Below are 26,570 nucleotides of genomic sequence, written 5' to 3' on the forward strand. Positions count from 1 at the left end.
AAGCGCAAATGGCGATAATGTGCCCCTCTCTGCGCAGCCCTCCCCATGAACGCAACCGACTCCCTCTCCGCCTGGCTCGCCTATATCGAGCAGCAGCATCCCAGTGCCATTGCGATGGGCCTGGAGCGTGTGCGCGCGGTTGCGGCGCGGTTGCAGCTTGCCGCGCCGGCCACGCATGTCATCGTCGTGGGTGGGACCAATGGCAAGGGCTCGACGGTGGCCTTCATCGAGGCGATCGGGCGTGCTGCCGGCTGGAAGGTGGGGGCCTACACATCGCCGCATCTGCTGCGCTACAACGAGCGCGTGCGCATCGATGGCGAAGAGGCCAGCGACGCGCAGCTGGTCGACGCGTTTGCAGCGGTCGAAGCAGCACGCGGCGACACCGCGTTGACCTATTTCGAGTTCGGTACGCTGGCGGCGCTGTGGTTGTTTCAGCAGTCGGCGCTGGAGTTGGCGGTGCTGGAAATCGGCCTGGGCGGGCGCCTGGATGCGGTCAACATCGTCGATTCGGATGTGGCGGTGATCACCACGGTCGATCTCGACCACACCGACTGGCTGGGCGAGGACCGCGAGGCCATCGGCGCCGAGAAGGCCGGGATCATCCGCGCCTGGAAGCCGGTGGTGCTGGGCGAGATCGATCCACCGTCCAGCGTGCTGCGTCGCGCCTACCAGCTGGGTGCCAATGCCATCCGTGCCGGCAGCGATTATTTCTTCGAGCCGATCGACACACCGCACGCCGAGAGCCCGCAACCAGACGCGCCGCGCTGGCGCTGGCGCGATGTGGCAGTGACGTTGGAACTACCGATGCCGGCACTGCGTGCGCCAGTGCAGCTGGCCAACGCGGCTGCCGCGATCGCCGCGTTGCAGGCATTGCCGGTGGAAGTGCCCGACGCGGCCTGGGCGCAGGGCATCGGCAACGCGCAAGTGGCCGGGCGACTGCAGCGGCTTGAGGTCGACGGCGTGCAGGTATTGCTGGATGTCGGACACAACCCGCAGGCCGCACGCGCGCTGGCCGCCGCGCTCGGTACGCAGGCGCATGCCGGCCGCACCTATGCGATCTACGCCGCATTGGCCGACAAGGATGTGCTCGGCGTGGTGGAGGCAGTGGCTGGGCAGATCGACCACTGGGCGCTGGCGGGGCTGGAAGGCGCGCGCGGCCAATCGGCGCAAGCATTGCATGCCCGTCTGCAAGGCAGTGCCGCCGCGCACGCGCCGTGTCATCGCGATGTTGCCAGTGCAGTGCGCGCGGTCCTGGACAGGGCCAGCCCCGGCGACCGCGTGCTGGTGTTCGGCTCGTTTCACACCGTGGCCGACGCGCTCGACGCACTTCATTCAGCCCGCTGAGGTCGTCGGGGTGGCGCCGGCCTTATAATCGCCGCGGCACCCCGCCACGCCGCCTCTCGTCTCTTCCGTGGATACTGCTCTGAAACAGCGACTGATTGGCGCCATCGTTCTGGTGGCGCTTGCCGTGATCTTCTTGCCGATGCTGGTCAAGGGCCCCGCGCCGTCGAGCGGTGTGGCCGATGTACCGCTCGAGGCGCCCGCAGCGCCCGCCAATGGCGAGTTCGAAACCCGCGAATTGCCGCTGGTCACTCCGGGCAATGCGCCGGCCGGTGGGGCGCTAGGCATGGCCGGTGCGCCGGCGCCGGTGCAGAACAACCCCGATGCCGCCGATCTGGCCGCTCCGTCCAGCACGCCCTCGGCTCCGGAAGTGGCTGCCGGCAACTACGCAGTGAATTTTGGTGCATACGCCACCAGCGCCGACGCCGACGCGGTGATTGCGCGGCTCAAGCAGGCGCAATTGCCCGGCTTCAGCGAAAAGACCCAGATCAACGGCCGCCCCGCCTGGCGCGTGCGCGTGGGGCCGTATGCCGACCAGGCGCAGGCCGAATCGGCCCGGCTGCAGGCAGTGAAGGTACGCAGCGACGTCAACGCCCAGGTGGTGACGTTGGACGCCAACGCCGCCGCGCCGGCGCCTGTCGCCAGCGCACCGGCGCCTGCGCCTGCCGTCAAACCCGGTAGCAGCGTCGCCGCCGCCAGCACCACCGCACCGACAAAGACCGAAAGTCTGCCGCCGGAGCCCGCCAAACCGGTGGCCGCCGCGCCCAAGCCGGCCGAGGTGGCCAAGCCCGTGCCGGCCAAGCCTGAGGTCACCAAGCCCGCCCCCGCCAAGCCCGAGCTTGCCGCCAAGCCTGAACCCGCCAAGCCGGTGGCCACCGCGCCGGCAGCGCCTGCGGCCAGTGCGGTCGGGTTTGCAGTGCAGCTGGGCGCATTCGGTCGTGCCGAAGATGCCGATGCCTTGCGCGACCGCGTGCGCGCTGCCGGCTTCAGTGCCTTCGTCGAACAGGTGCGGACCGACAAGGGCGCGTTGAACCGCGTGCGCGTCGGCCCGGTCGCCAATCGCAGCGATGCCGAACAGTTGCGTGCCCAGGTGGCAGCCAAGGTCGGTATCTCCGGCATGGTGCGTCCGCATCCGTAACCGCCATGCCGGCCGCAAGCAAACGCGGCCGCCGCGCAGGTGGCAGCCGCTCGTACACTGCACTGCCGGCGGACCGTCACGTGTCTGCCAACTGCCTGCACTGCGCGCCTGCAGCTGCTGTATTTTCCAACGCCTCGCACCCATGGAGGGGAGGGCAATGACGACCGAGCCCCATTGCATTCACGGCGCGCGCGCCACGCGGAGAGGTTGCCCATGATCGACATGGTGCTGGGCGTCATCATTCTGGTGTCGGCCCTGTTGGGCTTGTTGCGCGGCTTTGTGGCCATCGTGGTGGGTACGTTGTCGTGGTTGCTGGCCGGCTGGGCCACCTTCATGTTCGGCGGCGCGGCCGCGCGCTGGCTGGCCGATGGCAAGCATCCGTCTGCGACCGAATCGTTCGGCGGCTACGCCATGGTGTTCGTCGGTGTGCTGATCAGCGTGGCGGTGATTGGCATGGTGATCCGCGCGGGCGTGGATGCGATCAAGCTCGGCGGCACCGACCGCATGCTCGGGTTCGGCCTGGGCGTGGTGCGCGGTGCGTTTCTGGCCAGCGTGCTGGTGCTGCTGATGGGCTTCACCCCGCTGCCGCGCGAGCCGGCATGGCGCCAGTCGGTGCTGCTGCCCATGCTGCAGCCGGGCGCGGGCTGGATGCGGGCACAACTGCCGGCCTGGCGAATGCCATCGATGGAGATGCCATCAATGGAACTCGGCAACTTGCCCACGGAGTTGGGGAAGTTGCCTTCGGCAGGCGATAATACGGACCTGGGCAAGGCACTTGGCGGTTCCGGGCTGAGCGACACCATCACCCGTGCGCTTGGCAACCCCGGCAAGACGGCTGGCGACGGACGCGATCCGACGCAGGCGATGCCGGCCAACATCGATCCGGCGCAGGTTCGCGGCGGAGAAAGCGACCCGGCTCGGGTCGAATCCCAAGGCCAGGCACGGCCACCTTCACAGTAACGGCGCAAGCCGAAGCGGAGAACGCGCACCATGTGTGGCATCGTCGGTATTGTCGGCAACCAGAACGTCGCCGGGCAGCTATATGACGGCCTGACCGTCCTGCAGCATCGTGGGCAGGACGCCGCGGGCATCGCGACCGCAGATGGCACGCGCCTGCGCGTGCAGAAGGCCAACGGCCTGGTGCGCGACGTCTTCGACGAAAAGAAGATGGCGGTGCTGGAAGGGCGCGTCGGCATCGCCCATTGCCGCTACCCGACCGCAGGCTCGGAAGGCATGGACGAGGCGCAGCCGTTCTACGTCAATTCGCCCTACGGCATCGCGCTGGCGCACAACGGCAACCTGATCAACACCGAGGCCTTGCGCCAGCAGGTGTTCGAAGCCGACCGCCGCAACATCAATACCGATTCGGACAGCGAAGTGCTGTTGAACGTGTTCGCCTACGAGCTGGACGCGCAGCGCATGCTCACCCCTGAAGCGGCGATCCGCGCGGTGGCCGGCGTGCACCGCCGTTGCAAGGGCGGTTATGCGGTGGTCAGCGTGGTGCTGGGCCTGGGCCTGGTGGCGTTCCGCGACCCGCACGGCATCCGCCCGCTGGTGCTGGGCAAGCGCGAACACGCCGAAGGCACCGAATACATCGTGTCCTCCGAGTCGGCAGCGCTGGATATCCTCGGCTACCAGCGGATGCGCGATGTGCGCCCGGGCGAAGCGCTGGTGATCACCGCGCGCGGCGAGCTGTTCTCGGAAGTCTGCGCCGCACCGACCAACAACGCGCCGTGCATTTTCGAGTACGTGTACTTCGCGCGCCCCGATTCGATGATCGACAACATCTCGGTGCACAAGGCGCGCATGCGCATGGGCCTGAAGCTGGGCGAAAAGATCCTGCGCCTGCGACCGGACCATGACATCGACACCATCATTCCGATCCCGGACACCTCGCGCGATGTGGCGCTGGAGATGTCCAACGTGCTCGGCGTGAAGTACCGCGAGGGCTTCGTCAAGAATCGCTACGTGGGCCGCACCTTCATCATGCCGGGGCAGGGCGAACGGCAGAAATCGGTGCGCCGCAAGCTCAATCCGATCCACCTGGAATTCCGTAACCGTGTGGTGCTGCTGGTGGACGATTCCATCGTGCGCGGCACCACCAGCCGGCAGATCGTGCAGATGGCGCGCGATGCCGGTGCGCGCAAGGTGTACCTGGCCTCGGCCGCGCCGCCGGTGCGTTACCCCAACATCTACGGCATCGACATGCCGGCGGCCGAAGAGCTCATCGCACATGGCCGCAGCGAGCTGGAAATCCAGGAGTTTCTGGGCTGCGACTGGCTGATCTACCAGGATCTGGAAGACCTGGAAGTGGCAGTGCGCGAGGGCAACCCGGACATCAAGCAGTTCGATTCCTCGTGCTTCAACGGCGAATACATCACCGGCATCGAGCCGGGGTATTTCGAACGCATCCAGCAGCTGCGCTCGGACGATGCCAAGAAGCGTCGCCGCGCCTGAGTCACCGAACCAGGGCGGCCGATTGGCCGCGCTGGTTGGCGTGCGGAGAGGGTCGGCGAGGTGCGGCAAACAAAACACCGCAGCTATCGACACGCTCGATGAAGCGCGCCTGCGCAACGGGCAGCTACCTGCGGCCGAACATGTGCAAGCGCAGTGCGTTTCTGCAGCGCGCCAGTGCCCCGTGCGGCCAACGGCGTGAGCATCGATCCGTTCGCAAGCGCGGACCTGTTCGACGCTGCGCGCCTGTGCCTGGACCAGGCCGACCCGCGACAGAAAGTCGCGCTGACCCAGCACTACGCGGCCGCCTTTCGCGAAGGCGTCTTGACGCTCGATCCGGCAGCGCCTGCGCCTGCGCCGATCCGTATGCCAGGCCGTCCGGCAACGCCACTGCTGGTGCATCCGCGCCACTTGCCGCGCCGTGGACTGGGCACGCCGGAAGGGCGCGCTGCGTTTATCCATGCCATTGCGCACATCGAACTCAACGCCATCGATCTGGCCTGGGATGCGGTGTATCGCTTTCGCGGGCTTCCCGCGGCGTTCTATGCCGATTGGGTCGCGGTCGCCGACGATGAATCGCGCCACTTCATGCTGCTGCGCGCACGATTGCAGGCGCACGACCACGACTACGGCGATTTCGCCGCGCATAACGGGCTGTGGGAAATGTGTGAGAAGACTGCACACGACGGCCTGGCGCGCATGGCCCTGGTACCGCGCGTGCTCGAAGCGCGCGGCCTGGACGTGACACCGGCGATGATCGTCAAACTCCGTTCGCTCGGCGACGCTGCCACTGCCGAGGTGCTCGAAACCATCCTGCGCGAAGAGGTGGCGCACGTGGCTGCCGGCTCGCGTTGGTACCGGTGGTATTGCGAGCAGGCCGGTGTCGAACCGCGCGCACGCTTCAAGGCGCTGCTGCGCGAATACGCTGGCGGGTATCTGCATGGGCCGTTCAATCTGCAGGCGCGCCTGCTTGCCGGTTTCGACGAGGACGAGCTGGCCGACCTGGTGGAGCAGGCTGGCTGAGCGTGCCTGCACGGGAGCCGCGAATCTGCGTTCGTGACCTGTGAATCTACCTGACGCATGCGTGCGCGGATTCCGATGACGCCACACACGCCGCGTCACGCGCCACAGCTTGGAGCGCACCTTCACGTCATGGCCGATGAGGCGGGCATCGATGCACGCGATGCCATGCATGACGACCTGGCGTCACTCGCCATCTGCACCGACGCCGACGCGGCGCGGTGTCCACGACACAGGCGAGGATCGACGAAGCCAATCGCGGGGCGGACGCAATCGGGTCCATGTGCATCGATCCGTAGGGCGACGCAGGATCACCGTATTGTCCGTGAAGACCGCTTGTGCTCGTTTGACGCACGCCTTCAACGCGCGCGCTTTCAGTACGACTGTGCGCTGGTTCCCGTTCGAGAGCTGCTGGAATCGCATCCAGGGATTGGTAAACATCACAGAAACATAATTTTCCGTTGTAACAACTTGCATTCTGTGCAGTGCCACGCGCCCTAATGGCGTCCCGGGGACAGGGGCCCGGTGTTTCACATCCGTAACTTTCATGTCTTAGGAGAGAAAGACGATGAAGTCGAAGTCGATGTGCACCACGGTCGGTCTGATTGCCATGTGCCTGGCCGGCTCGGCCGCCGCTGCCGGCAAGCCGTTGTATCAAACCGGCCCTGCGCTGAGCCGCAGTGCCGCCGCCACCGCTGCAGCCGAACCTTCGCTGCAACGCCTGTTGAGCGCCCCGTCCACTGCCAACGCGCAGGTGGTTCAGCTCGATGCCGGCGCGGTAACCGCCTCGGAAAAATTGCTGGAGCTACAGCTGGATGGCCAGACCATCACCGCTACCCAGGCCAAGGTCGATGCCCTGGAGGGTGGCGACAGCGTCTGGTACGGTAACCTCGGGCCGCGTGCCGGCACCCGCGCACGCACGCTCTCCGGCGTGGACCCGCTGAACTCGGCCATCTTGGTGCGCAGCGGCGACACCGTGACCGGCACGATTCGCTACGCCGGCAAGCTCTATCGCCTGCGTCCGCTGGCCGATGGCCGCCACGTGCTGGTGCAGGTGGATGAGCAGCGCATGCCGCAGGAGCATCCGGCCGAATACAGCCTGCTGCCGAAGTTCGACATGCCCGGCGACGGACGCGTGACTGCCGCTGCTGCCTCATCAGGTAGCCCGGCCACCATTCGCGTGCTCGTGGTGGCCACCAACAAGGCCGTGACCGCTTACGGCGGCAACATGCAGTCGCTGGTGCAACTGGCGGTGGCCGAAGCCAACCAGGGCTACATCAACAGCAACGTGGGTATCACCTTGCAGCTGGCGCGCTACGAGACCACCAGCTACACCGAGACCGGCAACTTCACGACCGACCTGCAGCGTTTCCGCGTGACCAACGACGGCTACATGGACAGCATCCACACCAGCCGCAACACCTACACGGCCGATGTGGGAGTCATCCTGCTGGACAACAGCAGCTACTGCGGCCTGGCGTCGGGTATTGGCTCTAACGCCGCGAGCGCATTTGCGTCGGTGTACTGGGATTGCGCCACCGGCTACTACAGCTTCGCTCATGAAATCGGGCATCTGCAAAGCGCACGCCACGACGCCACCAACGACCCGAGCACCTCCCCGTATGCGTATGGCCACGGCTACCGCTACGGCAACAGCTGGCGCACCATCATGGCCTACGACTGCACCAGCGGTTGCCCACGCCTGAACTACTGGTCCAACCCCAACATCAGCTACAACGGCGTGCCCATGGGCAATGCCAGCACCGCCGACAACCAACGCGTGCTGGTCAATACCAAGGCCACGATTGCGGCCTTCCGTTGAGCGGTTGTTGACCGATCCAAGCCCGGCCCGGCACCGCAAGTGCCGGGCGTTTTGGCTACACCCGCGCGCATGGATCGCGCAGACTAGGCGCACCGCCGGTGACTGCCGGCCTTGTCCTGTCGAGCGGAGCCCTCATGTCCACGTCTCTGCGTCATGCGCTTGTGTTCCTGGCCGCGCTGACGGTTGCCGGATGCAAGCAGCAACCGGCCGACCCTGTCGCCACGCAACCCAAACCTGCCGTGAGCGCACCGGCGCCACCCCCCGGCGGCGACGCGCAGGCCCGCGCACTGCAGGCGCTCGAAAGCCGCTTGCAGGGCGACAAGGTGTACCCGGATAACTGCATCAGCATCATGGCCGAGGACGGCGATGCGCCTGCGCCGGACACGTTCGATTTTGCGGTGCGCGAACGCCATGGCGACGGCTGCCCCGGCGACCCGCAGACCAGCCCGGTACGCGACCGTTTCCGCGTACAGGCCGATGGCACGCTGCTGTGGTACGACGTGGTGAATGCCGATTTCGTCGACTACGCCGAGCGTGCGCGAAGCCTGCAGTGATGCGGTGCGGTCATTGATTGGCACGCTCGACGATGCTGCGTACCTCGATCGGCAAACGCTGCCGATCCATCGTTGCATCGCCGCGTGTCTGTGGCGTCAGGCGCGCTTTCGATCTTGCTGCGTGCCTTGAATGCAGCACCGCGTCGCTGCGCCTGCCATGGCAGGCGCGTGGATCTGCCGCGCTATAACGCCAACTGCTCCAGCGACACGCCATCGGCATCCACGCGCAGGACCGATCCTTGCTCGTACCAGTCGCCCAGCACGATGCGCGTGCAGGTGTTGCCGCCGGCCTGCAAGGTGTGGATCGCAGGGCGATGGGTGTGGCCGTGGATCAGCCGATCCAGCCCGTAACGCACGAAGGTGGCTTCCACTTCGGCCGGCGAGACATCGGTGACGGTTTCGAAGCGCGACTGGTCGCCCTGCTTGAGTTCTGCATGCCGCGCCTGGCTGGCAGCGCGCGCCTGCTGCGCGAACGCGACGCGTGCGGCCAGCGGCTGGGCCAGGAACTGCGCCTGGAACACCGGGTCGCGCGTCTGCGCGCGGAAGGCCTGGTAGGCCGTGTCGTCGGTGCACAGCAAATCGCCGTGCATCAGCAGCGTGGTGTGCCCGTACAGATCGATGACGGTGGGGTCGGGCAGGATCCGGAAGCCCGCGCGCTGCGCATAGGTTTCGCCTACCAGGAAGTCGCGGTTGCCTGCCATGAAGAACACCGGCACCCCGGAATCTGCCACTGCATGCAGGGCCACCGCCACTGCATCGGCGGCGGTGGATGGGGTGTCGTCGCCGATCCAGGCTTCGAACAGATCGCCCAGGATGTAGAGCGCGTCGCTGCCGGGAACCTGCGTGCGCAGGAACTCCAGAAACAACTCGGTGATTGCCGGCCGGGCCGGATCCAGATGCAGGTCGGAAATGAACAGGGTCGTCATTGCGCCATTGTACGGCGGTAGAGCGGGGCGGGAATCGGGAATCGGGAATCGGGAATCGGGAATCGGGAATCGCAGAAGCATTGCAGCTTCGCGGCGATTGGTGTGCCAACTTGCAACGACGCCGCAGGCTGGCGATCGCCATTCAGACATCCTGCGGGTCGCACGCGCCGTGCGACATGCGCGTGGGTGGGCAACCTGCCGCCAGTTCACCGCGTACCGTCAGCGCAAGATCCCCTCTCCCTGCGGGAGAGGGGTGAGGGTACGGGGCGAAGCCACGCGCTGGAGTCGCAATTGCTGCGCTGGGGCTCTTTTCGGCGTTTGCGAAAACACCCATCGACGGCGAGTGCATGAGGCTTCGCACGTACCCTCATCGGCCCTTCTCCCCCATAAAGGAGGACAATGTCCCGAAGGGAGAAAGATGAGGCGAAGAGGCCTTGTTGCTGACTGGGCAGCGTCTTGGTACCTGTCCGTTTGCCGTTACGCTTACCTGTCAGCGAGCCGCCATCACGCAACCACTAGCGCTTATCCCAACACCACCGGCAAGCCCCACAGCGACAGGCTGGCCAGCAGCACGCCGATCAGCGTGGCGGCCAGCACGTCGCTGGGATAATGCAGCCCTAGCACCACCCGCGAGAGCGCCACGCCGGCCGAAAACGGCACCAGCAAGGGGGCCAGCCAGGGGTAATAGGCCAGCGCCACGATGCTGAAGGACACCGCGTGCAAGGTATGGCCGGAGGGAAAGCTGAACTCGTCCAGCGGTGCCACCCACGCGCGAATACGCACGTCCGCCGCATATGGCCGCGGACGCCGGGTCCAGCGTTTGAGCGCCTTGTAGAGCGTCAATGCAAGCACGCCGGTGGCAGCCATGTGCGCCGATGCACGTACACCGTCCATGCCGTCGAGCACCACCAGCAACCCCATCAAGGCGTACCAGAACACGCCGTCGCCCAGGCGGCTGATGGTGGCGAAGACGCGCCGTACCGGGTGGCGTCGGCACCACAGATTGGCGCGTCGGCACCAGCGCGCTTCGTGACCGCGCAAGACCTCAAGCCGCGTTGACGACATAACGCCCCCGTGCAGCGCTGATCCCCAGCAACAAGGCTTCGAAGTCGCAGACCACATTGTCCGGATGCAATTTTTTCATCGCCTGCGCCGCCGCCGTGCCCATGCGCTGGCGCAGGGCGTCGTCTTCGGTGAGCGCGACGGCGGCCTGGATAAAGGCCTCGTCGGTGTCCACGGCCGCGCCGGTATGGCCGTTGCGCAGATATTCGCGGGCCGCGCCGTAATCGAAAGCGACCGTCGCCACGCCACTAGCCATCGCTTCCAGCGTCACATTGCCGAAGGTTTCGCTGCGGCTGGGAAACAGGAACAGATCGCCGCTGGCGAAGTGACGGGCCAATGCATCGCCACGCTGGACGCCGCAGAAGATGAAGTCCGGATTGTCGTGCGCAAGCTTCTCGCGCGCCGGGCCATCGCCCACCCAGACGAAGCGTGCCTTCGGGCGGATCTGCTGCAGTTTGCGAAAGGCGCGTACGGCCAACGGCAGATTCTTTTCGCTGGCGATGCGCCCCACATAGATGGCGGCAAAGCCTTCGCCTTCGATGCCCCAATCGGCGCGCAATGCGCAATCGCGACGGCTCGGATCGAATTGCTGGCTATCCACTGCCCGCGCCAGCAATTGCACACGCTCAAAGCCATCGTTGCGCAGGAACTGCTGCAGCTCGCGCGTGGGCACCAGGGTGGCATCGGCCTGGTTGTGGAAGCGCCGCATCCAGCGCAACGCGGTGCCCTGCAGCCAGGCAGCGCCGTAGTCGGGCAGGTATTCGTCGAAGCGGGTGTGGAAGCCGGTGGCGACCGGAATGCCGAGCCGGCGGGCTGCGCGCATTGCCGACCAGCCCAGGGGGCCTTCCGTGGCCACATAGATCGCGTCCGGCTGCGTGCTGCGCCAATGACGGACGAGGCGTTGCGTCGCCGGCAGGCCGAATTTCAATCCCGGGTAGCGCGGCAACGACGCGCCACGCACCAGTAGCGCATCGGTCGGGGCGGTATCGGCGCTCTGGCGTGGCCGCACCACATCCACCTGGTGTCCGCGCGTGCGCAGACCGGTTTCCAGACCATGCACGGTCAACGCAACACCGTTGACCTCGGGGGGATAGGTTTCGGTAACGATCGCGTAGCGCATGCCCGTTCTCCCGTTTTGACTAGCTTCCGGGAGTGCGATGGCATTGATGTTGCGCTAGTAAGACGTGGCGGTGACAGGTGTGACGGGAATGGAGAATCGGGAATCGGGAATCGCACCGCCTGAGGCCGCAGGCCTCAGGTCACAAACGGTTTGAACGCAATTCCCAGCCCGGCCATGCTGTCGACTTCGCCGATCAGGTCGGCGCGCAGCAGCGGGCGCGAGTCGATCCAGCTTTGCGACAGGATCAACGACAGCCGGGTGTCGTCGGCGGTGAGTTCCAGGGTCGGAATCGGGTCGGACTCATGCGCGCGGTGCAGCAACACCGCCAGTCGCAGCAGCGCAGCCTTGCGTCGGGTTGGCAGCAGCAGGCGGTCGGGCAGCGCATCGAAGGCCGTCTTGGGCACATTGCGCCGGTGCGTGCGTACCAGCGCCGCCAGCACCTGCTGTTCCTGTCGCGAAAAACCCGCGATATCCGAATGTTCCAGGATGTAGCTGCCGTGCACGTGGTACTGGCTGTGCGCGATGATCAGCCCCAGCTCGTGCAGGCGCGCGGCGCGGCGCAGCACCTGCGCATCGTCGCCATCCAGTTGCCAGGATTCGCAGACCTGGTCGAACAGGCGGCAGGCGGTCGCTTCCACGCGCTGCGCCTGCACTTCGTCGATGCCGTAGCGCTGCATCAGCGAGGTCACCGAACTGTCGCGCGGGTCGTTCTCGCCGCCGCGGCCAAGCATGTCGTACAGGATGCCTTCGCGCATCGCCGCCTTGCTGACCATCAGTTTCTCCAGCCCCAGCGCCTGGAATGCAGCTTCCAGCACCAGGATGCCACCAGCGATGATCGGCCGCCGTTCGGCCGCCAGGCCGGGCAGCTGGATGTCTTCGATGCGCTTGGCCTTGAGCAACTCATCGCGCAGCGCCGGCAGCGCCTGCGCGGTGATCGCGCCCTTGGTTAGCTTCATCGCCGCGCACATCTCGCCGATGGCCTTGTGCGTGCCGGACGAGCCGATCGCCTCATGCCAGCCCAGTGCCTTGTACTGGCCGGCAAATTGCTGGAACTCGGCGCCGATCTCGGTCAGCGCGTCCTTCCATTTCTTCTTGGACAATTTGCCGCCGGGGAAAAACCGCCGCGTGCTGGCAATGCATCCGGCCTGCAGACTTTCGCGTTCCAGTGTCTGAAACCCGCGGCCGATGATGAACTCGGTCGAGCCGCCGCCGATGTCGATCACCAGCCGGCGTTGGTCGGGCTTGGGCGGTTGCGCATGCGCAACGCCCAGATAGATCAGGCGCGCTTCCTCGCGCCCGCTGACCACCTCGATCGCATGGCCCAGCGCGGTTTCGGCCGGCATCAAAAACGCCTGTGGCGAACGCAGCTGACGCACCGTGTTGGTCGCCAGCGCACGCACGCGCAGCGAAGGCACGTCGCGAATGCGCTGGCCGAACCGCGCCAGGCATTCCAGTGCGCGCTGTCGCGCTTCATTGGAGAGCCCACCTTTGCCATCCAGGCCATCGGCCATGCGCACGGTCTCGCGCAGGCGATCGACGACGCGCAGCTGACCCATCAGGTAGCGCGCAATGACCATGTGGAAACTGTTGGAGCCTAGGTCGATGGCGGCAAGAAAATCGCCATCGCGCAGGGGCGGAATCGTGGGGGAGGGCATTGGCATGGCCGCATGGTAGCCGATGGGCTGTTGGCCACGTGAGAGGCCATGCGTGCGCCCAGCGGCAGGCGCACCAGATCTGCATTCGCAAGCGCGGCAAGCGGGCGGTCAATCGCCGTGATGGGCATGCCGCATGCCTGCGCAAGCGGCTTGCCACCTGGCGTGCGGCAGTGCGCGCTCAGATCCGCTCGAGCAAGGTCATCTGCGCCGAATGCGCCGGCTCGCCCGGGGCGGGCGTGCGCTTGTGGTACACGCCCTCGGCGTCCAGCTCCCAGGCGCTGACGTTGTCGTCCAGATAGTTCTGCAGCACTTCGCGGTAGATGCGCTTGGCCAGGTCCGGTTCCAGGATCGGGAAGCAAGTCTCCACCCGCCGCAGCAGATTGCGTTCCAGCCAGTCGGCACTGGCGCAGTACAACTCGGCGGCCCCGTCGTTGCCGAACCAGTACACGCGGCTATGTTCCAGAAAGCGGCCCACGATCGAACGCACGCGGATGTTGTCGGACACGCCTGGCACCCCGGGGCGCAGCGTGCAGGCCCCGCGCACGATCAGATCGATCTGCACCCCTGCCTGCGAGGCCATGTACAACGCACGCACCACCTGCGGTTCGTTGAGGGCGTTCATCTTGGCGATGATGCGGCCCGGGCGACCCTTGCGGGCCAGCCGTGTCTCGCGATCAATCCGCTTCAACACGCCCGCATGCAGCGTAAACGGCGACTGCAGCAACTGGTCCAGCTTCATGCGCGGCGCAAGTCCGGACAACTGCTGGAAAAGCATGTGCACGTCGTTGCCGATCTCGGCATCGGCGGTGATCAGGCTGATGTCGGTATACAGGCGCGCGGTGCCGCTGTGGTAATTGCCGGTGCCCAGGTGCACGTAGCGTTTGAGCTTGCGGCCCTCGCGGCGCACGATCAGCAGCATCTTGGCGTGGGTCTTGAAGCCGACCACGCCGTAGACCACCTGCACGCCGGCTTCCTGCAGTTTGTCGGCCAGGCCCAGGTTGGCTTCTTCATCGAAGCGCGCACGCAACTCCACCACCACCGTGACGTCCTTGCCGTTGCGCGCGGCCAGAATCAGCGCATCGACAATCAACGAATCCTTGCCGGTGCGGTACAGCGTCTGCTTGATCGCCAGCACGTTCGGGTCGACCGCGGCCTGGCGGATGACATCCAGCACCGCGGTAAACGCATCGAAGGGGTGATGCAGCAATACATCGCCTTTTTTGACGATCTCGAAGATGCCCTCGCTGTCGCGCAAGGTGCGCGGATTGAACGAGGGATACTTGAGTTCGGGGCGCTGCACCAGGTCATAGACCTGGGTGACGCGGCTCAGGTTGACCGGCCCGGTGATGCGGTACACCGCGTTCTCGTTCAGGCCGAAATTCTGCAACAAGGTGCGCAGGATCGGCGCCGGGCAATCGTGCGCGATCTCCAGCCGCACCGCCGGACGGTAGCCGCGCGTGACCAGTTCATCGCGCAGGGCCAGTGCCAGGTTTTCGACTTCTTCCTCGTCCACCACCAGTTCGGAATTGCGGGTGACGCGGAACTGGTATGAGCCCATCACCTGCATGCCCGGGAACAGCTCGTCGACGAATTCGGACAACACCGACGACAGGAACACGAAGCTCTGCGTGCCCTCCGGCGACAGGCTGGCCGGCAGCTGGATGATGCGCGGCAGCGAACGTGGTGCGCGCACGATGGCCAGATGCCCGGCGCGACCGAACGCGTCCTGGCCTTCCAGCACCACCACGATGTTCAAGGTCTTGTTGAGGATCTTCGGGAACGGGTGCGCCGGGTCCAGGCCCAGCGGCGACAGCACCGGCATGATCTCGTTGCGGAAATACGCACGCAGCCAGCGTTTCTGCCGCGCCGTCCATGCCGAGCGGCTGAGTACGGCAACGCCTGCGTCTTCCATCGCCGGCCGCAGCACCTCGTTCCACGCGTGGTATTGCTGCTCGACCAATTTGGCGGCGCGATCGTGCACGGCGTTGAGGATGGCGGTCGGGCTCAGCCCGTCCGGTGCTGGCGGCAGCCCGAACTCCTGTGCGTGCCGCACCGTGGCCGCGCGGATTTCGAAGAACTCGTCCAGGTTGGTGCACGAGATGCACAGGAAGCGCAGCCGTTCCAGCAATGGCACCTGCTCGTCGAGCGCCTGCGCCAGCACCCGGAAGTTGAAGTCCAGTTGCGACAGCTCGCGGTTGATGTACAGCGCCGGATCACGCAACGGATCGGTGGCGATGTCGTCGCCGGGTGTGATGTCGTGCAGTTCTTTGGCGTGGCCCATGGAATCGATCGTCAAGACGGGTTGTGTAATTGCCTGGGGCGCGCAACGCAGGCAATGCGGCGCGTGGCAGACGCGTCCATCGCAGCGCGCTGCGGCGCGCACTGACTACATATCACGCCGAGCGTGACAGTGGCACCGATTGCTCGCGCTGCACGACGCGCGCAGGCACGAAATGACACGAGAATTCGCTGCCGCGTCCCACTTCGCTTTCGATGTCCAGGCGCGCCTGATGCAGCCCCAGGATGTGCTTGACGATCGACAGCCCCAGCCCGGTGCCGCCGCTCTCGCGCGAGCGGCTGCTGGACACCCGGTAGAAGCGTTCGGTGATGCGCGGCAGGTGCGAGGCGGGAATGCCATAGCCGGTGTCGCGCACGGCCAGCGCCGCACCATCGCCTTCGCGCACGAAACGGATCGTCACCGTGCCGCCGCCGGGCGTGTAGCGCACCGCATTGGTCACCAGGTTGGAAAACGCACTGTGCAGCTCCTTGTTGGAGCCGAGCAGATCCACGCCGGCCTCGTCGATCACCTCCACGGTGTGGCGGCCCTGGCTGTGCGCCTCGGCCTCGCGGCGCAAGGTCGACAGCATCGGCGCCATCGCCACGTGTTCTTCGCCGAGTTCTTCCTGCGATTCCAGCCGTGACAGCGTCAGCAGGTCTTCGACCAGCTGCGCCATGCGCTGGGATTGCTTGCGCATTTCCGCCAGCATCGGACCCGAATCGGGGAAGTCTTCCGGATCGAGCATGTCCAGATAACCGTGCACCACCGTCAGCGGGGTACGCAGTTCATGCGAGACGTTGGCCACGAAATCGCGGCGCACCTGTTCCAGCCGCAGCAGCTTGCTGACATCGCGCGCCACCAGCAGCCAGTAGTCGTCGGAGTAGGGGATCAGGCGCAGATTCAGGCGCAGATCCGGGTCTGCCGGCGAGGCGGCATCCAGCATCGGCTCGGCGTTGCGCCCGGCCGCCAGCCAATGCGCCAGCGGCAACGGCTGCAGCCGCTCCACGATCGACACGCCCATGTCGCCGGGATGGTGCAGGCCGAGCAAACCGCCGGCCGCCTTGTTGAACCACTGCACGCGCTGGCTGTTGCGATCCACGACCACCACTGCATCCGGCAGCGCCTGCGCCGCGGCGCGGTAGGTGCGCAACATTTCGATCAGGCGCCGCTTGCGCGCGCGCATTTCGTCCTGGCTGCGATACAGCAGCCGGTCCAGTTCGTTCCAGGCCCCGATCCCGGCCGCAGGCTCGGCACGCTGGCGTGCAGTCAGCCGCCGCAGCACCTGGCGCAGCCGCCAGTAATGCCAGGCCAGCACGCCCAGAGCGGTGAGCGTCAGCGCCATCCACACATGCCCGATCAGCACGCCGACGACGACGGCAGCGCCCAACAACAGCGCGAGAGTGCCGAGCGTCTTGAGCCAGGCGGAACGGATGTGTTGAGGCATGGAAGGCGTTACCACGAAGCGTCAGGTAGGCAGCCACCCGGCCGGACTGCGGCCGGGGCGGCTTTGCGGCACGTCAGGTCGCCGAGGAAAAACGATAGCCCGAGCCGCGCACGGTCTGCACCATGTTTTCCAGCCCGAACGGTTCCAGCGTCTTGCGCAGGCGGCGGATATGCACGTCGATGGTGCGCTCTTCCACATACACGCTGCCACCCCAGACATGGTCCAGCAGCTGGGTGCGTGTATACACGCGCTCGGGGTGTGTCATGAAAAAGTGCAGCAGACGATATTCGGTCGGGCCGATCGGCACCGGCGCATCGCCGGCGAACACCCGGTGCGCGGCGCCGTCGATGCGCAGCTTGCCGACCGCCACGCTACCGTCTTCGTCGTCTTCGCGGGTGCGCCGCATCACCGCGCGGATGCGCGCCAGCAGCTCGCGTGCCGAGAACGGCTTGACCACGTAATCGTCGACGCCGGCTTCCAGGCCGCCCACGCGGTCGTTTTCTTCGCCGCGCGCGGTGAGCATGATGATCGGAATCTCGCGGGTCAGCTGCTCCTTGCGCCAGCGCCTTGCCAGGTCCAGCCCGCTGGTGCCCGGCAACATCCAGTCCAGCAGGATCAGGTCCGGCACGCGGTCGGCGATGGCGGTCTGCGCCTCGCGGGCATCGCCGGCATGGATGGGCTCGAACTCGCCTTTGCGCAGCGCGAACGCCACCATGTCGCGGATCGCGGGTTCGTCATCGACGATCAGAATGCGTTTCTGCACGCGGGGCTTACCGTCTGGCTTTGGTTGATCGCCAGTAGACTACGGTTTTGTGACTCTAATGTGACATCCCCGGCGGCGCCTGCGTGGCGAAACAGGGGCGTGAAGCGGACTGGGCAGTTCCGTTACCGGGAGGCGGCCGCGCGATGCCCTGTCGTCGTGAACAGCCGGCAATGCATCGGCGATCAGCGCGTGGACAAATCCGGGTCGCGGATCCCCTGGCGACGCAGCTCCAGCACGGTTGGGGTGATCGCGGCGATGCGCGCATCCACGCGCGCCCGTGTCACATAGTCGAGATCTTTCTTCTTCAGTGCTTCCAGCTGGATCAGGGCCTGTTCGGCGCGGCCGTTCAAGAACGCCGCCTCCGCATACGCTTCGCTGGCGCGCAATGGGTCGCCGGACAGCTCGCAGGCCCGCGCGTAGCTCTGTTGCAGCAATGGGTCGTCGCTGCTCCGGTGCAACAACGGTTCCAGCACCTGGCGCGCGCGCTGGCCGGATTCCTTGCTGGCCTGCTCGTTGAGCGCAGTGGCATAGGTCAGCGCAACCGCGCGGTTGTTCGGCAATTGCTTGAGCAGCGCATCGAAGCGGGCATTGGCCGCCTCGCGCGGCCCCACGCGCGCCTGCGCCTCGCTCAGGCCCAGCGCCAGCCACACATTGTCCGGATGCGCCTCGAGCAGGCTGGTCAGCTCGGCCACCGGCTCGCCCGGCCGCCCGCCGCTGTTGCGCAGCCGCGCCAGCGCCAGGCCATAGCGCTGCGGATCGCTCAAGCCTTGTTTGGCGCTGCGGCGAAGGTTTTCGTACTCGCGAATGGCCGCATCCGGCGTGGCTGCGCTGAGCACGCGCAGGCGTTCCTTGGCCCAATCGAAACCCTGCTGGTCGCCGCCGCGGCTGAGCGCATCCACCGGCAACCGCAGCGCGTAAGGGAGCAGCGCGTTGCCATTGCGACTGAGCGGCTCCGACAGCGACGGGTCGGCCGGGTCTACGCGCTCCTGGCGCGTCCCGCCCGGCACCGAGGTGGTCAACACCACGGTGTTCTTCTTCATCTGTTCGGCGCGCGACTTGGCCTCGCTGATGCGGGTGACGGTCACCGGATGGGTCTGCAGGAAATCCGGCGCGCTGTAGCCGCCCTCGTTGGCGCGCATCGCCACCGACATGCGCTCGAAGAAGCCGGCCATCGCATCCACGTCGTAGCCGCTGCGCGCCAACGTGCGGATGCCCAGCCGGTCGGCTTCGGATTCGTTGGAGCGGGTGTAGTCGATCTGGCGCTGCTGCATCAGCCCCATCGCGCTGGTGATGGTGGCCATGGTGGCGTCGCCCTTGGAATTGCCACCGGCCTGCTGCGCTGCCACCACCGCCGCCAGCATGCCGAGCAGGATCGGAATCTGGTCGCGCTGCGCTCGCTCCACTCCACGTAGCACGTGCTGCTGGGTGACGTGGGCAATTTCGTGCGACAGCACCGCCGCCACTTCGTCCTCGCGCTCGGCAGTCAACACCAGCCCGGCATTGACGGCGATGTAGCCGCCCAGCGTGGCGAATGCATTGATCTGGCGGTCGCGCAGCATGAAAAACGTAAACGGCTGCTGCGGTTGGTCGCTGTTGGCGCCCAGCCGGGTGCCCATGGTCTGCAGCCAGTCTGTGATCAGCGGGTCGTCCAGCACGTAGTCGTAGTTGCGCAACTCGGCCAGCATCATCCGGCCGTATTCGGCCTGGCGGGCCGGGGTCAGCAACTCGCCGGCCGACGAGCCGATATCGGGCAGGCGGCTTTCCTGCGCAGGTGCCACGCCCATGGCGACGGCCAGCGTGAGGGCAGTGGCGAGCGGTAGCAGGCGCAAGTGGAACTCCCAGGTGGTGTGCGGAGCATGCGGGCAGCCCGGCGCAGAGGCGTGAATCATCGGTTAACCCACAGTGTTGCGGTGACGACATGGAAATTCCAGTCGCCCGGTACCATGTGTCAGACCTCACACCAACCACGGAGTTTCCCGTGAGCCAAGACCATACCGATCAGGATGCGGCCTCCGGCCCGCAGATCACCCTGTATTCCTCTGCCATCTGCCCGTATTGCGTGGCGGCCAAGAACTTCCTCAAGAGCAAGGGCAAGACCTGGACCGAAGTGCGGATCGACCTGGATCCGGCCGAACGCGACAGGATGATCGCCCTGGCCAAGCGCACCAGCGTGCCGCAGATCTTCGTCGGCGACGTCCACGTGGGCGGCTACGACGACATGATGGCCATGCATCGTGCCGGCAAGCTCGAGCCGCTGCTGGCCGGCAGCGCGGGCGGCCAGGCATGAGTGGTCCCGACGACGGCAGCGCCGACCGCCTGCGCGAGTTCACGCAATTCCGCCAGCGCATGAACCAGCGCATCCTGGCCGAGCCGAACCAGGTGGTGCGGCGGTTCTTCGCGCTGGACACGCAGACCTACCAGGCCGGCGCGCTGGACGTGAAGACCAAGGAACTGCTCGGCCTGGTCGCCTCGATGGTGCTGCGCTGCGACGACTGCATCAGCTATCACGTGGCCCAGTGCAAGGAAGCCGGCGTGACCCGGGAAGAGTTCTTCGAAACCTTCTCGGTCGGCCTGGTGGTCGGCGGCTCCATTGTCATCCCGCATCTTCGCCGCGCGGTGGATTTCCTGGACCAGCTCGAAGGCGGTGCGCAGGCGCCGGCCCAGCACGCACACGACTGAACGGGTCGCTGCGGCGCGCAAGCGTCGGTCGGGGTTCGTCAAAGCGAGTAACGCACGCGCCGCCCACCGAGGCGGCGCGTTGCGTTCGGGCGCCTGCACCCTTAGACCAAGGTCGGTTTGGGCGCCTTCACCGGCATCGGGCATAATTGCCCGTGAAACCTCCTTGCGCCGCTCTGCCGGTTATCGCGGCTGGCGCTCCCCCCTTCAAGTTCGGAAACCCAACGTTATGACGCAGACAATCACGGTCATCCGCGGCGACGGCATCGGCCCGGAGATCATGGATGCCACGCTGTTCGTGCTCGACGCGCTGCAGGCTGGCCTGACCTACGAGTACGCCGACGCCGGCCTGGTCGCCCTGGAAAAGCATGGCGATCTGCTGCCCGAGTCCACTCTGGCGTCGATCAGCAAGAACAAGGTGGCGTTGAAAAGCCCGCTGACCACGCCGGTCGGCGAGGGTTTCAGCTCGATCAACGTCGCCATGCGTCGCAAGTTCGACCTGTACGCCAACGTGCGTCCGGCCAAGTCGTTCCCGAACACCAAGTCGCGTTTCGCCGACGGCGTGGACCTGATCACCGTCCGCGAAAACACCGAAGGCGCGTACCTGAGCGAAGGCCAGACCGTGTCCGAGGATGGCGAGACCGCGTTCTCCGGCACCCGGATCACCCGCAAGGGCTCCGAGCGCATCGTGCGCTACGCCTTCGAGCTGGCCAAGAGCACCGGCCGCAAGAAGGTCACCGCCGTGCACAAGGCCAACATCATCAAGTCGACCTCGGGCCTGTTCCTGAAGGTGGCTCGCGATGTCGCCGCGCAGTATCCGGACATCGAATTCCAGGAAATGATCGTCGACAACACCTGCATGCAGCTGGTGATGCGTCCGGAGCAGTTCGACATCATCGTGACTACCAACCTGTTCGGCGACATCATCTCCGACCTGTGCGCCGGTCTGGTCGGCGGCCTGGGCCTGGCCCCGGGTGCCAACATCGGTCTGGACGCGGCGATCTTCGAAGCCGTGCACGGCTCGGCGCCGGATATCGCAGGGCAGGGCAAGGCCAACCCGTGCGCGCTGCTGCTGGGCGCAGCGCAGATGCTGGACCACATCGGTCAGCCGCAGAACGCCGAGCGCCTGCGCGAAGCCATCGTCGCTACCCTGGAAGCCAAGGATTCGTTGACCCCCGACCTGGGCGGCACCGGTAACACCATGGGCTTTGCCAAGGCCATCGCCAGCCGCCTCTGAGCGCACTGGCAAATTGCACAAAAAGAAAGGGCGCCTAGGCGCCCTTTCTGTTTGCTCGGGATTCCTCCTGAGCCGTCCTCGGTCATCGAGCGCAGGGGAAACGCTGTTGCGATTCCCCAATCCCGATTCCCCGCTCAATTGCGCGACTGCAGCTTCGACAGCAGGCGCAGGAACTCGATGTACAGCCACACCAGCGTCACCATCAGGCCGAATGCGCCGTACCACTCCATGTGCTTGGGCGCACCGTGCTCGACGCCGCTCTCGATGAAGTCGAAGTCCAGCACCAGGTTCAGTGCTGCCACCACCACCACGAACAGGCTGAAGCCGATGCCGATCAGGCCCGAGTCGTGGATGAAAGGGATGCGCACACCGAACAAGCCCAGCACGATGGTCGCCAGATACACCAGTGCAATGCCGCCGGTGGCTGCGACCACGCCCAGCTTGAAGTTCTCGGTGGCCTTGATCATGCCGCTGCGATACGCGAACAGCAGCGCGAACAGGGTGCCAAAGGTGAGCAGGACGGCCTGGAACACGATGCCGTTGAAGCGCGCTTCGTACACCGCAGAGATCGAGCCGAGGAAGAAGCCTTCGATCAATGCATACAGCGGCGCCGTGATCGGTGCCCAGGTCGGCTTGAAGCTGGTGGCCAGCGCGAATACCAGGCCGCCAATCGCGCCGGCGATCATGTAGATGCGCGCGACGGGCAGCGGCATGCCATCGGCCCCGATCGATTGCGACCAGGCGAAGGCGGCCGTGATCACCGCCATCAGCAACAACGCGCCGGTCTTGTTGACCGTGCCGTTGAGGGTCATCGCCTGACCGTCGCGGGTGACGATCGAGCCGGAGCCGGAGTCGAGGAATGTGGATTCCCGAAGGGCAGGGTTACCGCTACGCATGCATGTTCTCCATGAAAATAGTGCTCACCCTACTGGCGAACGTTGGTGTGAGGATAGCTGATCGTTCAAGTTACACAGGGTGATTGACAGCGAGGCCAATCATTCCCAAAATAGCCGACCTTTCGAGCCTTCGGGATTGAAAGGTCCCGCCGGGGTATAGCGCAGTCTGGTAGCGCGCCTGCTTTGGGAGCAGGATGTCGGGGGTTCGAATCCCTCTACCCCGACCATTCCGAGCTTTCGACGGCGTGGGAATGCGAAGTTCGGTCCGGGCGCCCGTAGCTCAACCGGATAGAGCACCGGCCTTCTAAGCCGGCGGTTACAGGTTCGAGTCCTGTCGGGCGCGCCATCGGCGGTACGGTAGGAAGCAGGTTTTCAGTGGTGGCTGTAGCTCAGCTGGTTAGAGTACTGGATTGTGATTCCAGATGTCGGGGGTTCGAGTCCCCTCAGCCACCCCACTGATGACAAGCGATTGCAGGAATGTTTGACCCGATGTGTCACAGGGTGTTGCAACGAAGCAAAAATGCACATACAATGTGCGACCAGTTTCAGGGCCGTTAGCTCAGTTGGTAGAGCAGTTGACTCTTAATCAATAGGTCCAAGGTTCGAATCCTTGACGGCCCACCAAATAAAAGCACTTAGGCGTCTGCCTAGGTGCTTTTCTTTTTCCCGGACTGAAAACAGAGGCGCCCTGGTTGGCCTGCTGTGAACGCATCAAGGCCGCGATAGTTTGGCGTCGCCCGCGCAAGATCCGGCTGGATACCAATGGCTTTACAACGCCCTTGGGCAACGCTCGCTATCGAATGCCTTGGCTGGAGCGCGCTTGCCGCAGCCGCGGTCAGCGATCGAACCCCGGTGAGATCGTCGGCGATGCCAGAAGTAGCGCCGTGCGCCACTCCTGCACCCCGTCGTTGCCTGTGCTGAGCGCTTGGCGCGACGTGCTCTGCGATCTGCAAGCAGTTGCAGGAAGCAGCCATGTCACTCATAAGCGCGTCCGTGCAACACCCGCAACAGGCGTCTAGCCTCGCTGCACGCGCGGAAATGCCAGCACGAAGCGCGCACCCTGGCCCGGCGCCGAGAAGACGTCTATAAAACCGCCGGCCTGGCGCACGGCGCTATAGACCTGCGCCAATCCCAGGCCAGCGCCCTTATTGGCGTGCTTGGTGGTGAAGTACGCCTCGAATAACCGCGCCTGCACCACGCTGTCCATGCCGTGCCCGGTATCGGCAACCGCGATGGTCATGTAGTGCCCGGCCGGTTTGGCCAGTCGCGCCTGCTCCTCGGTGACGAAGGTTTCGCCGGTTTCCACACTGATGCAGTCGCCGCTGGTGCAGGCATCGCGCGCATTGATCACCAGGTTCAAGATGGCGCGCTCCACGGTGTGGCGGTCGACCATCGCGCAGCATCCGCCCTCTGCGGTGCGCAGCTGCAACCGCAGGTCTGCGCCGACCACCTGTTCCAGTAACGGGCTGAGCTGTTCTGCCAGTTCGGCCAGGTCCACCGCTTCGGGGCTGTAGGGGTACTGACGCGAGAAGCCGACCAGGCGCTGCGCCATCACCGAGCCATGTTGAAGCGCCGCGTCGGCCACGCTTAGCAACTTGGCGTCGTGCGCGTCGATCTGCGCGCGCTGCACGACCAGGTCGATCGCCGATGTGGCAGCCTGCAGCACGTTGTTCAAGTCGTGGACCACGCCGGCCAGCAGTTGTCCTACCGCTTCGCCTTTCTGCGCCTGCTCGGAGATCTTCTCGGCGGCGTTCTGCGCGGCGCGCGCGATGTCCAGGTCGCCTTCGATGCGCTCGTGCAAGTCGCGCAGGCTGTGCAGCTCGGTCGACAGCGAGGTTTCGCGCGCGCGCGCCAGCATCAGGGCACTGGTGGAAAACGCGCGTTCTGCCGACAGGGTGCTGTCCAGGGTGTGAAAGGCCGCCTCCAGCGCGCGGCGGTCGGAGACATTCCTGCTGACCGCCAGGATGGCCTCGACCTTGCCCAGCTCGTCGAACAATGGGCTGGTGACGACCTGCCAGGTCTGGCGCACGCCGGCCAGGTTCACGCAGCTGGCCTCGAATTCCCGGGTTGCGCCTTTGGCGGCCTCGGCCATGGCTGCATCCACCGTGGCCGCCGCCTCGGGTGGCCACAGCTCGCGCCAGGGGCGGGCAAGAACCTGATCCGCAGAACTGGCCCCAAGTCCGACCAGGCCGTTGCGGTTGACCGACGTGATTCGCCCATCCAGGTCGATCTCTTTGATGCAATCGCGCGACAGTGCCACGATCTGGCGATATCGGTCTGTCATTGCAATTGCTGCCCCCGGAATGGAATTAACGGAATTTTCGCAAATCCGGTTGCTGCAAAGTGCCGGTAGCGAACATGGGCTTTGTCTGGATTCAGGCGGGCTGGCCGCTGCCGCCTCCCTGCAGTGCGTGAAGCCTCAAGTCACCGCGCCAAGCAGCCCATGCCCACTGCAGTCATCACGCGCCCAGGCCTCGCAGCGCTTTTTCTTTACCGGCATCCCTGCAACAATAGCCGGGCATCTACGGCATTGCGAAAGTGGCGGAATTGGTAGACGCACCAGATTTAGGTTCTGACGCCGCAAGGCGTGGGGGTTCGAGTCCCCCCTTTCGCACCAACGCCGCGCGGCCGTGTGGGTTCCGGCCGCTGCATTTCCTGCAAACCAGTCGCTTCTGTCCGTGAGGCCGCTGCACGCATGCCGCTGGCAGCGGCCGCCGTTATCGGCGAAACTACAAGGCTCGGCGGCATTCTCGCCATCCGTCAACCCGCATCTTCCATCTCGTGCCGACGCTGTGCGCTGTCGGTGGCAGGAGTCAACATGCAAGCATCGATCGAATCCACCGGCAATCTGGAACGCCGCCTGACCTTCACCCTGCCGCAGGAGCGCCTGGAGACGCACGTTGGTGGCCGCCTGCGCGAGCTTGCGCGGACCACGCGCATCAAGGGCTTCCGTCCCGGCAAGGTGCCGACCAAGGTGATCGAGCAGCGCTTCGGTCAGCAGGTGCGTGCCGAGGCGATGGAAGGCCTGCTGCGCGAGACCTTCGATTCGGCCGTGCGCGAGCATTCGCTGCGCCTGGCCGGCAACCCGCGTATCGATCAGGGCGAGACCGATTTCGACTTCGTCGCCACCTTCGAAGTGGTGCCGGATTTCGGCGACATCGACGTGACCAAGCTGTCGGTGGTGCGCGCGACCGCTGAAGTGACCGATGCCGACATCGACCAGATGATCGAAAACCTGCGCCTGCAGCGCCGCACCTGGAATCCGGTCGAGCGCGGTGCGCAGGTCGGCGACCTGGTGGCGCTGGAGACCTGGTCGCAGGCCGGCGACGAGCGTCTGCCCGCCGAAGGCGTGGAGACCGGCAGCAGCGTGCTGGGTTCGGGCGTGATGTTCGACCAGATCGAAAAGGGCCTGGAAGGCCTCACCAAGGGTGAAGAAAAGACCCTGACCGTCGATTTCCCCGCCGAATGGCGCGTGCCACAGCTGGCCGGCAAGACCGTGCAGGTGCACGTCAAGGCGGTCGAAGTCTCCGAGCCGGTGTTGCCGGCAGTGGACAAGGAGTTCATCAAGAGCTTTGGCGTGAAGAGTGGCGATGCCGAGCAGTTCCGCGCCGATATCCGTACCAACCTGGAGCGTGAGCTCAAGGGTGCGCTGATGAACCGCCTGCGTCGCGAAGTGGGCGAGCAGCTGATTGCCGCCTACGCGCATGTCGAAATGCCGCCGCGCCTGGTCGAGAACGAAGCGCGTTCGATGCTGGCCCAGCAGGTCGAGCAGGTCCGCCGCAGCGGTCGCGATCCGGGTCAGGTGCCGGCGGACGCGCACCAAGGATTCATGGATGCCGCCGCCAAGCGCGTGCTGGTCGGCCTGCTCGTGGGCGAGGTGGCGCGCCGCAACGAATTGCGCCTGGAATCCAAGCGCGTCAGCGAAACGCTGCGTCTGATCGCTTCGACCTACGAAGAGCCGGAACAGGTCATTGAGATGTACCGCAACGACCCCCAACTGATGAACGGGCTGCAGAGCCGCGTGATGGAAGAGCAGGTGATCGACTGGATCGCCGAGCGCGCCCAGCACACCGAGCAGTCGCTGTCGTTCCAGGACGCCATCCGCGTCTGATCCGGCAGTAAGAGAAGAACCGCGCCCGCAGTCTGGGGTGCGGATTTCGAACACGGGCAGCGGCACAGGCCGC

At 65.6% G+C, this 26,570-nt stretch carries 21 protein-coding genes and 5 tRNA genes; 16 read left to right on the forward strand and 10 right to left on the reverse strand.

Translation table 11 applies throughout. The annotated features are described in order from the left end of the window. Positions 1-45 precede the first annotated feature (45 nt). From folC to ACCQ16_RS05105, 7 genes are all read left to right on the forward strand, one after another. Positions 46-1,344 (forward strand): bifunctional tetrahydrofolate synthase/dihydrofolate synthase, encoded by a 1,299-nt coding sequence (gene folC, locus ACCQ16_RS05075; RefSeq protein WP_277573179.1) that lies wholly within the window; start codon positions 46-48, stop codon positions 1,342-1,344. A 67-nt stretch (positions 1,345-1,411) separates the two neighbouring features. Then, positions 1,412-2,479, forward strand: a complete 1,068-nt coding sequence (locus ACCQ16_RS05080) for an SPOR domain-containing protein (RefSeq protein ID WP_109291221.1) — start codon at positions 1,412-1,414, stop codon at positions 2,477-2,479. 213 nt (positions 2,480-2,692) lie between these two features. Continuing rightward, positions 2,693-3,439 (forward strand): CvpA family protein, encoded by a 747-nt coding sequence (locus ACCQ16_RS05085; RefSeq protein ID WP_008571630.1) that lies wholly within the window; start codon positions 2,693-2,695, stop codon positions 3,437-3,439. A 30-nt stretch (positions 3,440-3,469) separates the two neighbouring features. Next, complete coding sequence (gene purF, locus ACCQ16_RS05090; protein WP_008571628.1) at positions 3,470-4,936, forward strand: amidophosphoribosyltransferase; 1,467 nt, start codon at positions 3,470-3,472, stop codon at positions 4,934-4,936. Between the two features lie 174 nt (positions 4,937-5,110). Further along, positions 5,111-5,956 carry a ferritin-like domain-containing protein gene (locus ACCQ16_RS05095; RefSeq protein WP_209260845.1) on the forward strand — a complete coding sequence of 282 codons (846 nt, stop codon included), beginning with the start codon at positions 5,111-5,113 and terminating at the stop codon, positions 5,954-5,956. Between the two features lie 565 nt (positions 5,957-6,521). Then, the gene (locus ACCQ16_RS05100) at positions 6,522-7,775 is read left to right on the forward strand and encodes a zinc-dependent metalloprotease (RefSeq protein ID WP_372380221.1); all 1,254 of its coding nucleotides are present in this window, start codon (positions 6,522-6,524) and stop codon (positions 7,773-7,775) included. Positions 7,776-7,909: 134 nt separating this feature from the next. Next, positions 7,910-8,329: a hypothetical protein gene (locus ACCQ16_RS05105; protein ID WP_008571624.1), complete on the forward strand. Its 420-nt coding sequence runs from the start codon at positions 7,910-7,912 to the stop codon at positions 8,327-8,329. A gap of 182 nt (positions 8,330-8,511) precedes the next feature. Here the strand turns inward: ACCQ16_RS05105 and lpxH are convergent, their stop codons facing one another. From lpxH to ACCQ16_RS05145, 8 genes are all read right to left on the reverse strand, one after another. Next, positions 8,512-9,255 carry a UDP-2,3-diacylglucosamine diphosphatase gene (gene lpxH, locus ACCQ16_RS05110; RefSeq protein WP_008571623.1) on the reverse strand — a complete coding sequence of 248 codons (744 nt, stop codon included), beginning with the start codon at positions 9,253-9,255 and terminating at the stop codon, positions 8,512-8,514. A gap of 522 nt (positions 9,256-9,777) precedes the next feature. Continuing rightward, the gene (locus tag ACCQ16_RS05115; protein WP_008571423.1) at positions 9,778-10,320 is read right to left on the reverse strand and encodes a phosphatase PAP2 family protein; all 543 of its coding nucleotides are present in this window, start codon (positions 10,318-10,320) and stop codon (positions 9,778-9,780) included. Beyond that, positions 10,301-11,437, reverse strand: a complete 1,137-nt coding sequence (locus ACCQ16_RS05120) for a glycosyltransferase family 4 protein (protein WP_008571424.1) — start codon at positions 11,435-11,437, stop codon at positions 10,301-10,303. Before ACCQ16_RS05120 ends, ACCQ16_RS05115 begins: the two co-directional genes overlap by 20 nt. Positions 11,438-11,571: 134 nt before the next feature. Further along, complete coding sequence (ppx, locus tag ACCQ16_RS05125; protein ID WP_008571425.1) at positions 11,572-13,092, reverse strand: exopolyphosphatase; 1,521 nt, start codon at positions 13,090-13,092, stop codon at positions 11,572-11,574. Positions 13,093-13,270: 178 nt separating this feature from the next. Then, on the reverse strand, positions 13,271-15,373 hold the full coding sequence (ppk1, locus tag ACCQ16_RS05130; RefSeq protein WP_008571427.1) for a polyphosphate kinase 1: 2,103 nt from the start codon (positions 15,371-15,373) through the stop codon (positions 13,271-13,273). A 112-nt stretch (positions 15,374-15,485) separates the two neighbouring features. Then, positions 15,486-16,814, reverse strand: coding sequence for a phosphate regulon sensor histidine kinase PhoR (phoR, locus tag ACCQ16_RS05135; protein WP_011346580.1), 1,329 nt, complete (start codon positions 16,812-16,814; stop codon positions 15,486-15,488). A 73-nt stretch (positions 16,815-16,887) separates the two neighbouring features. Then, positions 16,888-17,577, reverse strand: a complete 690-nt coding sequence (phoB, locus tag ACCQ16_RS05140) for a phosphate regulon transcriptional regulator PhoB (RefSeq protein WP_003483753.1) — start codon at positions 17,575-17,577, stop codon at positions 16,888-16,890. A 182-nt stretch (positions 17,578-17,759) separates the two neighbouring features. Further along, on the reverse strand, positions 17,760-19,406 hold the full coding sequence (locus tag ACCQ16_RS05145; RefSeq protein WP_033837401.1) for a M48 family metalloprotease: 1,647 nt from the start codon (positions 19,404-19,406) through the stop codon (positions 17,760-17,762). 149 nt (positions 19,407-19,555) lie between these two features. On the opposite strand from ACCQ16_RS05145, the gene grxC reads away from it, so the two are divergent. The 3 genes from grxC to ACCQ16_RS05160 all read left to right on the forward strand — a co-directional run bounded on the left by grxC (position 19,556) and on the right by ACCQ16_RS05160 (position 21,490). Further along, a complete protein-coding gene (gene grxC, locus ACCQ16_RS05150; protein ID WP_017158114.1) occupies positions 19,556-19,864 on the forward strand; it encodes a glutaredoxin 3 in 309 nt (102 codons plus the stop codon). Continuing rightward, positions 19,861-20,256, forward strand: a complete 396-nt coding sequence (locus ACCQ16_RS05155) for a carboxymuconolactone decarboxylase family protein (protein ID WP_008575003.1) — start codon at positions 19,861-19,863, stop codon at positions 20,254-20,256. The genes grxC and ACCQ16_RS05155 overlap by 4 nt, the downstream gene beginning before the upstream one ends. Before the next feature lie 226 nt (positions 20,257-20,482). Then, positions 20,483-21,490: an isocitrate dehydrogenase gene (locus tag ACCQ16_RS05160; protein WP_008575004.1), complete on the forward strand. Its 1,008-nt coding sequence runs from the start codon at positions 20,483-20,485 to the stop codon at positions 21,488-21,490. Positions 21,491-21,624: 134 nt separating this feature from the next. On the opposite strand, the gene ACCQ16_RS05165 is transcribed toward ACCQ16_RS05160, so the two are convergent. Then, positions 21,625-22,386 carry a Bax inhibitor-1/YccA family protein gene (locus ACCQ16_RS05165; protein ID WP_008575005.1) on the reverse strand — a complete coding sequence of 254 codons (762 nt, stop codon included), beginning with the start codon at positions 22,384-22,386 and terminating at the stop codon, positions 21,625-21,627. Between the two features lie 150 nt (positions 22,387-22,536). On the opposite strand from ACCQ16_RS05165, the gene ACCQ16_RS05170 reads away from it, so the two are divergent. The 4 genes from ACCQ16_RS05170 to ACCQ16_RS05185 all read left to right on the forward strand — a co-directional run bounded on the left by ACCQ16_RS05170 (position 22,537) and on the right by ACCQ16_RS05185 (position 23,010). Continuing rightward, positions 22,537-22,613 (forward strand) — tRNA-Pro (locus tag ACCQ16_RS05170). A gap of 42 nt (positions 22,614-22,655) precedes the next feature. Continuing rightward, a tRNA-Arg gene (locus ACCQ16_RS05175) sits at positions 22,656-22,732 on the forward strand. Positions 22,733-22,764: 32 nt separating this feature from the next. Further along, a tRNA-His gene (locus ACCQ16_RS05180) sits at positions 22,765-22,841 on the forward strand. 93 nt (positions 22,842-22,934) lie between these two features. After that, a tRNA-Lys gene (locus ACCQ16_RS05185) sits at positions 22,935-23,010 on the forward strand. A gap of 391 nt (positions 23,011-23,401) precedes the next feature. On the opposite strand, the gene ACCQ16_RS05190 is transcribed toward ACCQ16_RS05185, so the two are convergent. Then, positions 23,402-24,670, reverse strand: coding sequence for a PAS domain-containing sensor histidine kinase (locus tag ACCQ16_RS05190; protein WP_277573180.1), 1,269 nt, complete (start codon positions 24,668-24,670; stop codon positions 23,402-23,404). 248 nt (positions 24,671-24,918) lie between these two features. On the opposite strand from ACCQ16_RS05190, the gene ACCQ16_RS05195 reads away from it, so the two are divergent. Continuing rightward, positions 24,919-25,003, forward strand: a tRNA-Leu gene (locus ACCQ16_RS05195). A 201-nt stretch (positions 25,004-25,204) separates the two neighbouring features. Then, on the forward strand, positions 25,205-26,497 hold the full coding sequence (tig, locus tag ACCQ16_RS05200; protein WP_005913863.1) for a trigger factor: 1,293 nt from the start codon (positions 25,205-25,207) through the stop codon (positions 26,495-26,497). Positions 26,498-26,570: the final 73 nt, after the last annotated feature.

The organism is Xanthomonas sp. NCPPB 1062 (genome assembly GCF_041481705.2).
Lineage (GTDB): Bacteria > Pseudomonadota > Gammaproteobacteria > Xanthomonadales > Xanthomonadaceae > Xanthomonas > Xanthomonas euvesicatoria.

What these genes read in the sequence shown, in the direction of transcription:
- ACCQ16_RS05105 (WP_008571624.1), top strand. Translation starts at nt 7,910, where the DNA reads ATGTCCACGTCTCTGCGTCATGCGCTTGTGTTCCTGGCCGCGCTGACG.
- ACCQ16_RS05165 (WP_008575005.1), bottom strand. Translation starts at nt 22,386, where the DNA reads ATGCGTAGCGGTAACCCTGCCCTTCGGGAATCCACATTCCTCGACTCC.
- folC (WP_277573179.1), top strand. Translation starts at nt 46, where the DNA reads ATGAACGCAACCGACTCCCTCTCCGCCTGGCTCGCCTATATCGAGCAG.
- purF (WP_008571628.1), top strand. Translation starts at nt 3,470, where the DNA reads ATGTGTGGCATCGTCGGTATTGTCGGCAACCAGAACGTCGCCGGGCAG.
- ACCQ16_RS05115 (WP_008571423.1), bottom strand. Translation starts at nt 10,320, where the DNA reads ATGTCGTCAACGCGGCTTGAGGTCTTGCGCGGTCACGAAGCGCGCTGG.
- ACCQ16_RS05085 (WP_008571630.1), top strand. Translation starts at nt 2,693, where the DNA reads ATGATCGACATGGTGCTGGGCGTCATCATTCTGGTGTCGGCCCTGTTG.
- ACCQ16_RS05120 (WP_008571424.1), bottom strand. Translation starts at nt 11,437, where the DNA reads ATGCGCTACGCGATCGTTACCGAAACCTATCCCCCCGAGGTCAACGGT.
- phoR (WP_011346580.1), bottom strand. Translation starts at nt 16,814, where the DNA reads ATGCCTCAACACATCCGTTCCGCCTGGCTCAAGACGCTCGGCACTCTC.
- tig (WP_005913863.1), top strand. Translation starts at nt 25,205, where the DNA reads ATGCAAGCATCGATCGAATCCACCGGCAATCTGGAACGCCGCCTGACC.
- ACCQ16_RS05160 (WP_008575004.1), top strand. Translation starts at nt 20,483, where the DNA reads ATGACGCAGACAATCACGGTCATCCGCGGCGACGGCATCGGCCCGGAG.
- ACCQ16_RS05100 (WP_372380221.1), top strand. Translation starts at nt 6,522, where the DNA reads ATGAAGTCGAAGTCGATGTGCACCACGGTCGGTCTGATTGCCATGTGC.
- ACCQ16_RS05190 (WP_277573180.1), bottom strand. Translation starts at nt 24,670, where the DNA reads ATGACAGACCGATATCGCCAGATCGTGGCACTGTCGCGCGATTGCATC.
- ACCQ16_RS05155 (WP_008575003.1), top strand. Translation starts at nt 19,861, where the DNA reads ATGAGTGGTCCCGACGACGGCAGCGCCGACCGCCTGCGCGAGTTCACG.
- lpxH (WP_008571623.1), bottom strand. Translation starts at nt 9,255, where the DNA reads ATGACGACCCTGTTCATTTCCGACCTGCATCTGGATCCGGCCCGGCCG.
- ppx (WP_008571425.1), bottom strand. Translation starts at nt 13,092, where the DNA reads ATGCCCTCCCCCACGATTCCGCCCCTGCGCGATGGCGATTTTCTTGCC.
- ppk1 (WP_008571427.1), bottom strand. Translation starts at nt 15,373, where the DNA reads ATGGGCCACGCCAAAGAACTGCACGACATCACACCCGGCGACGACATC.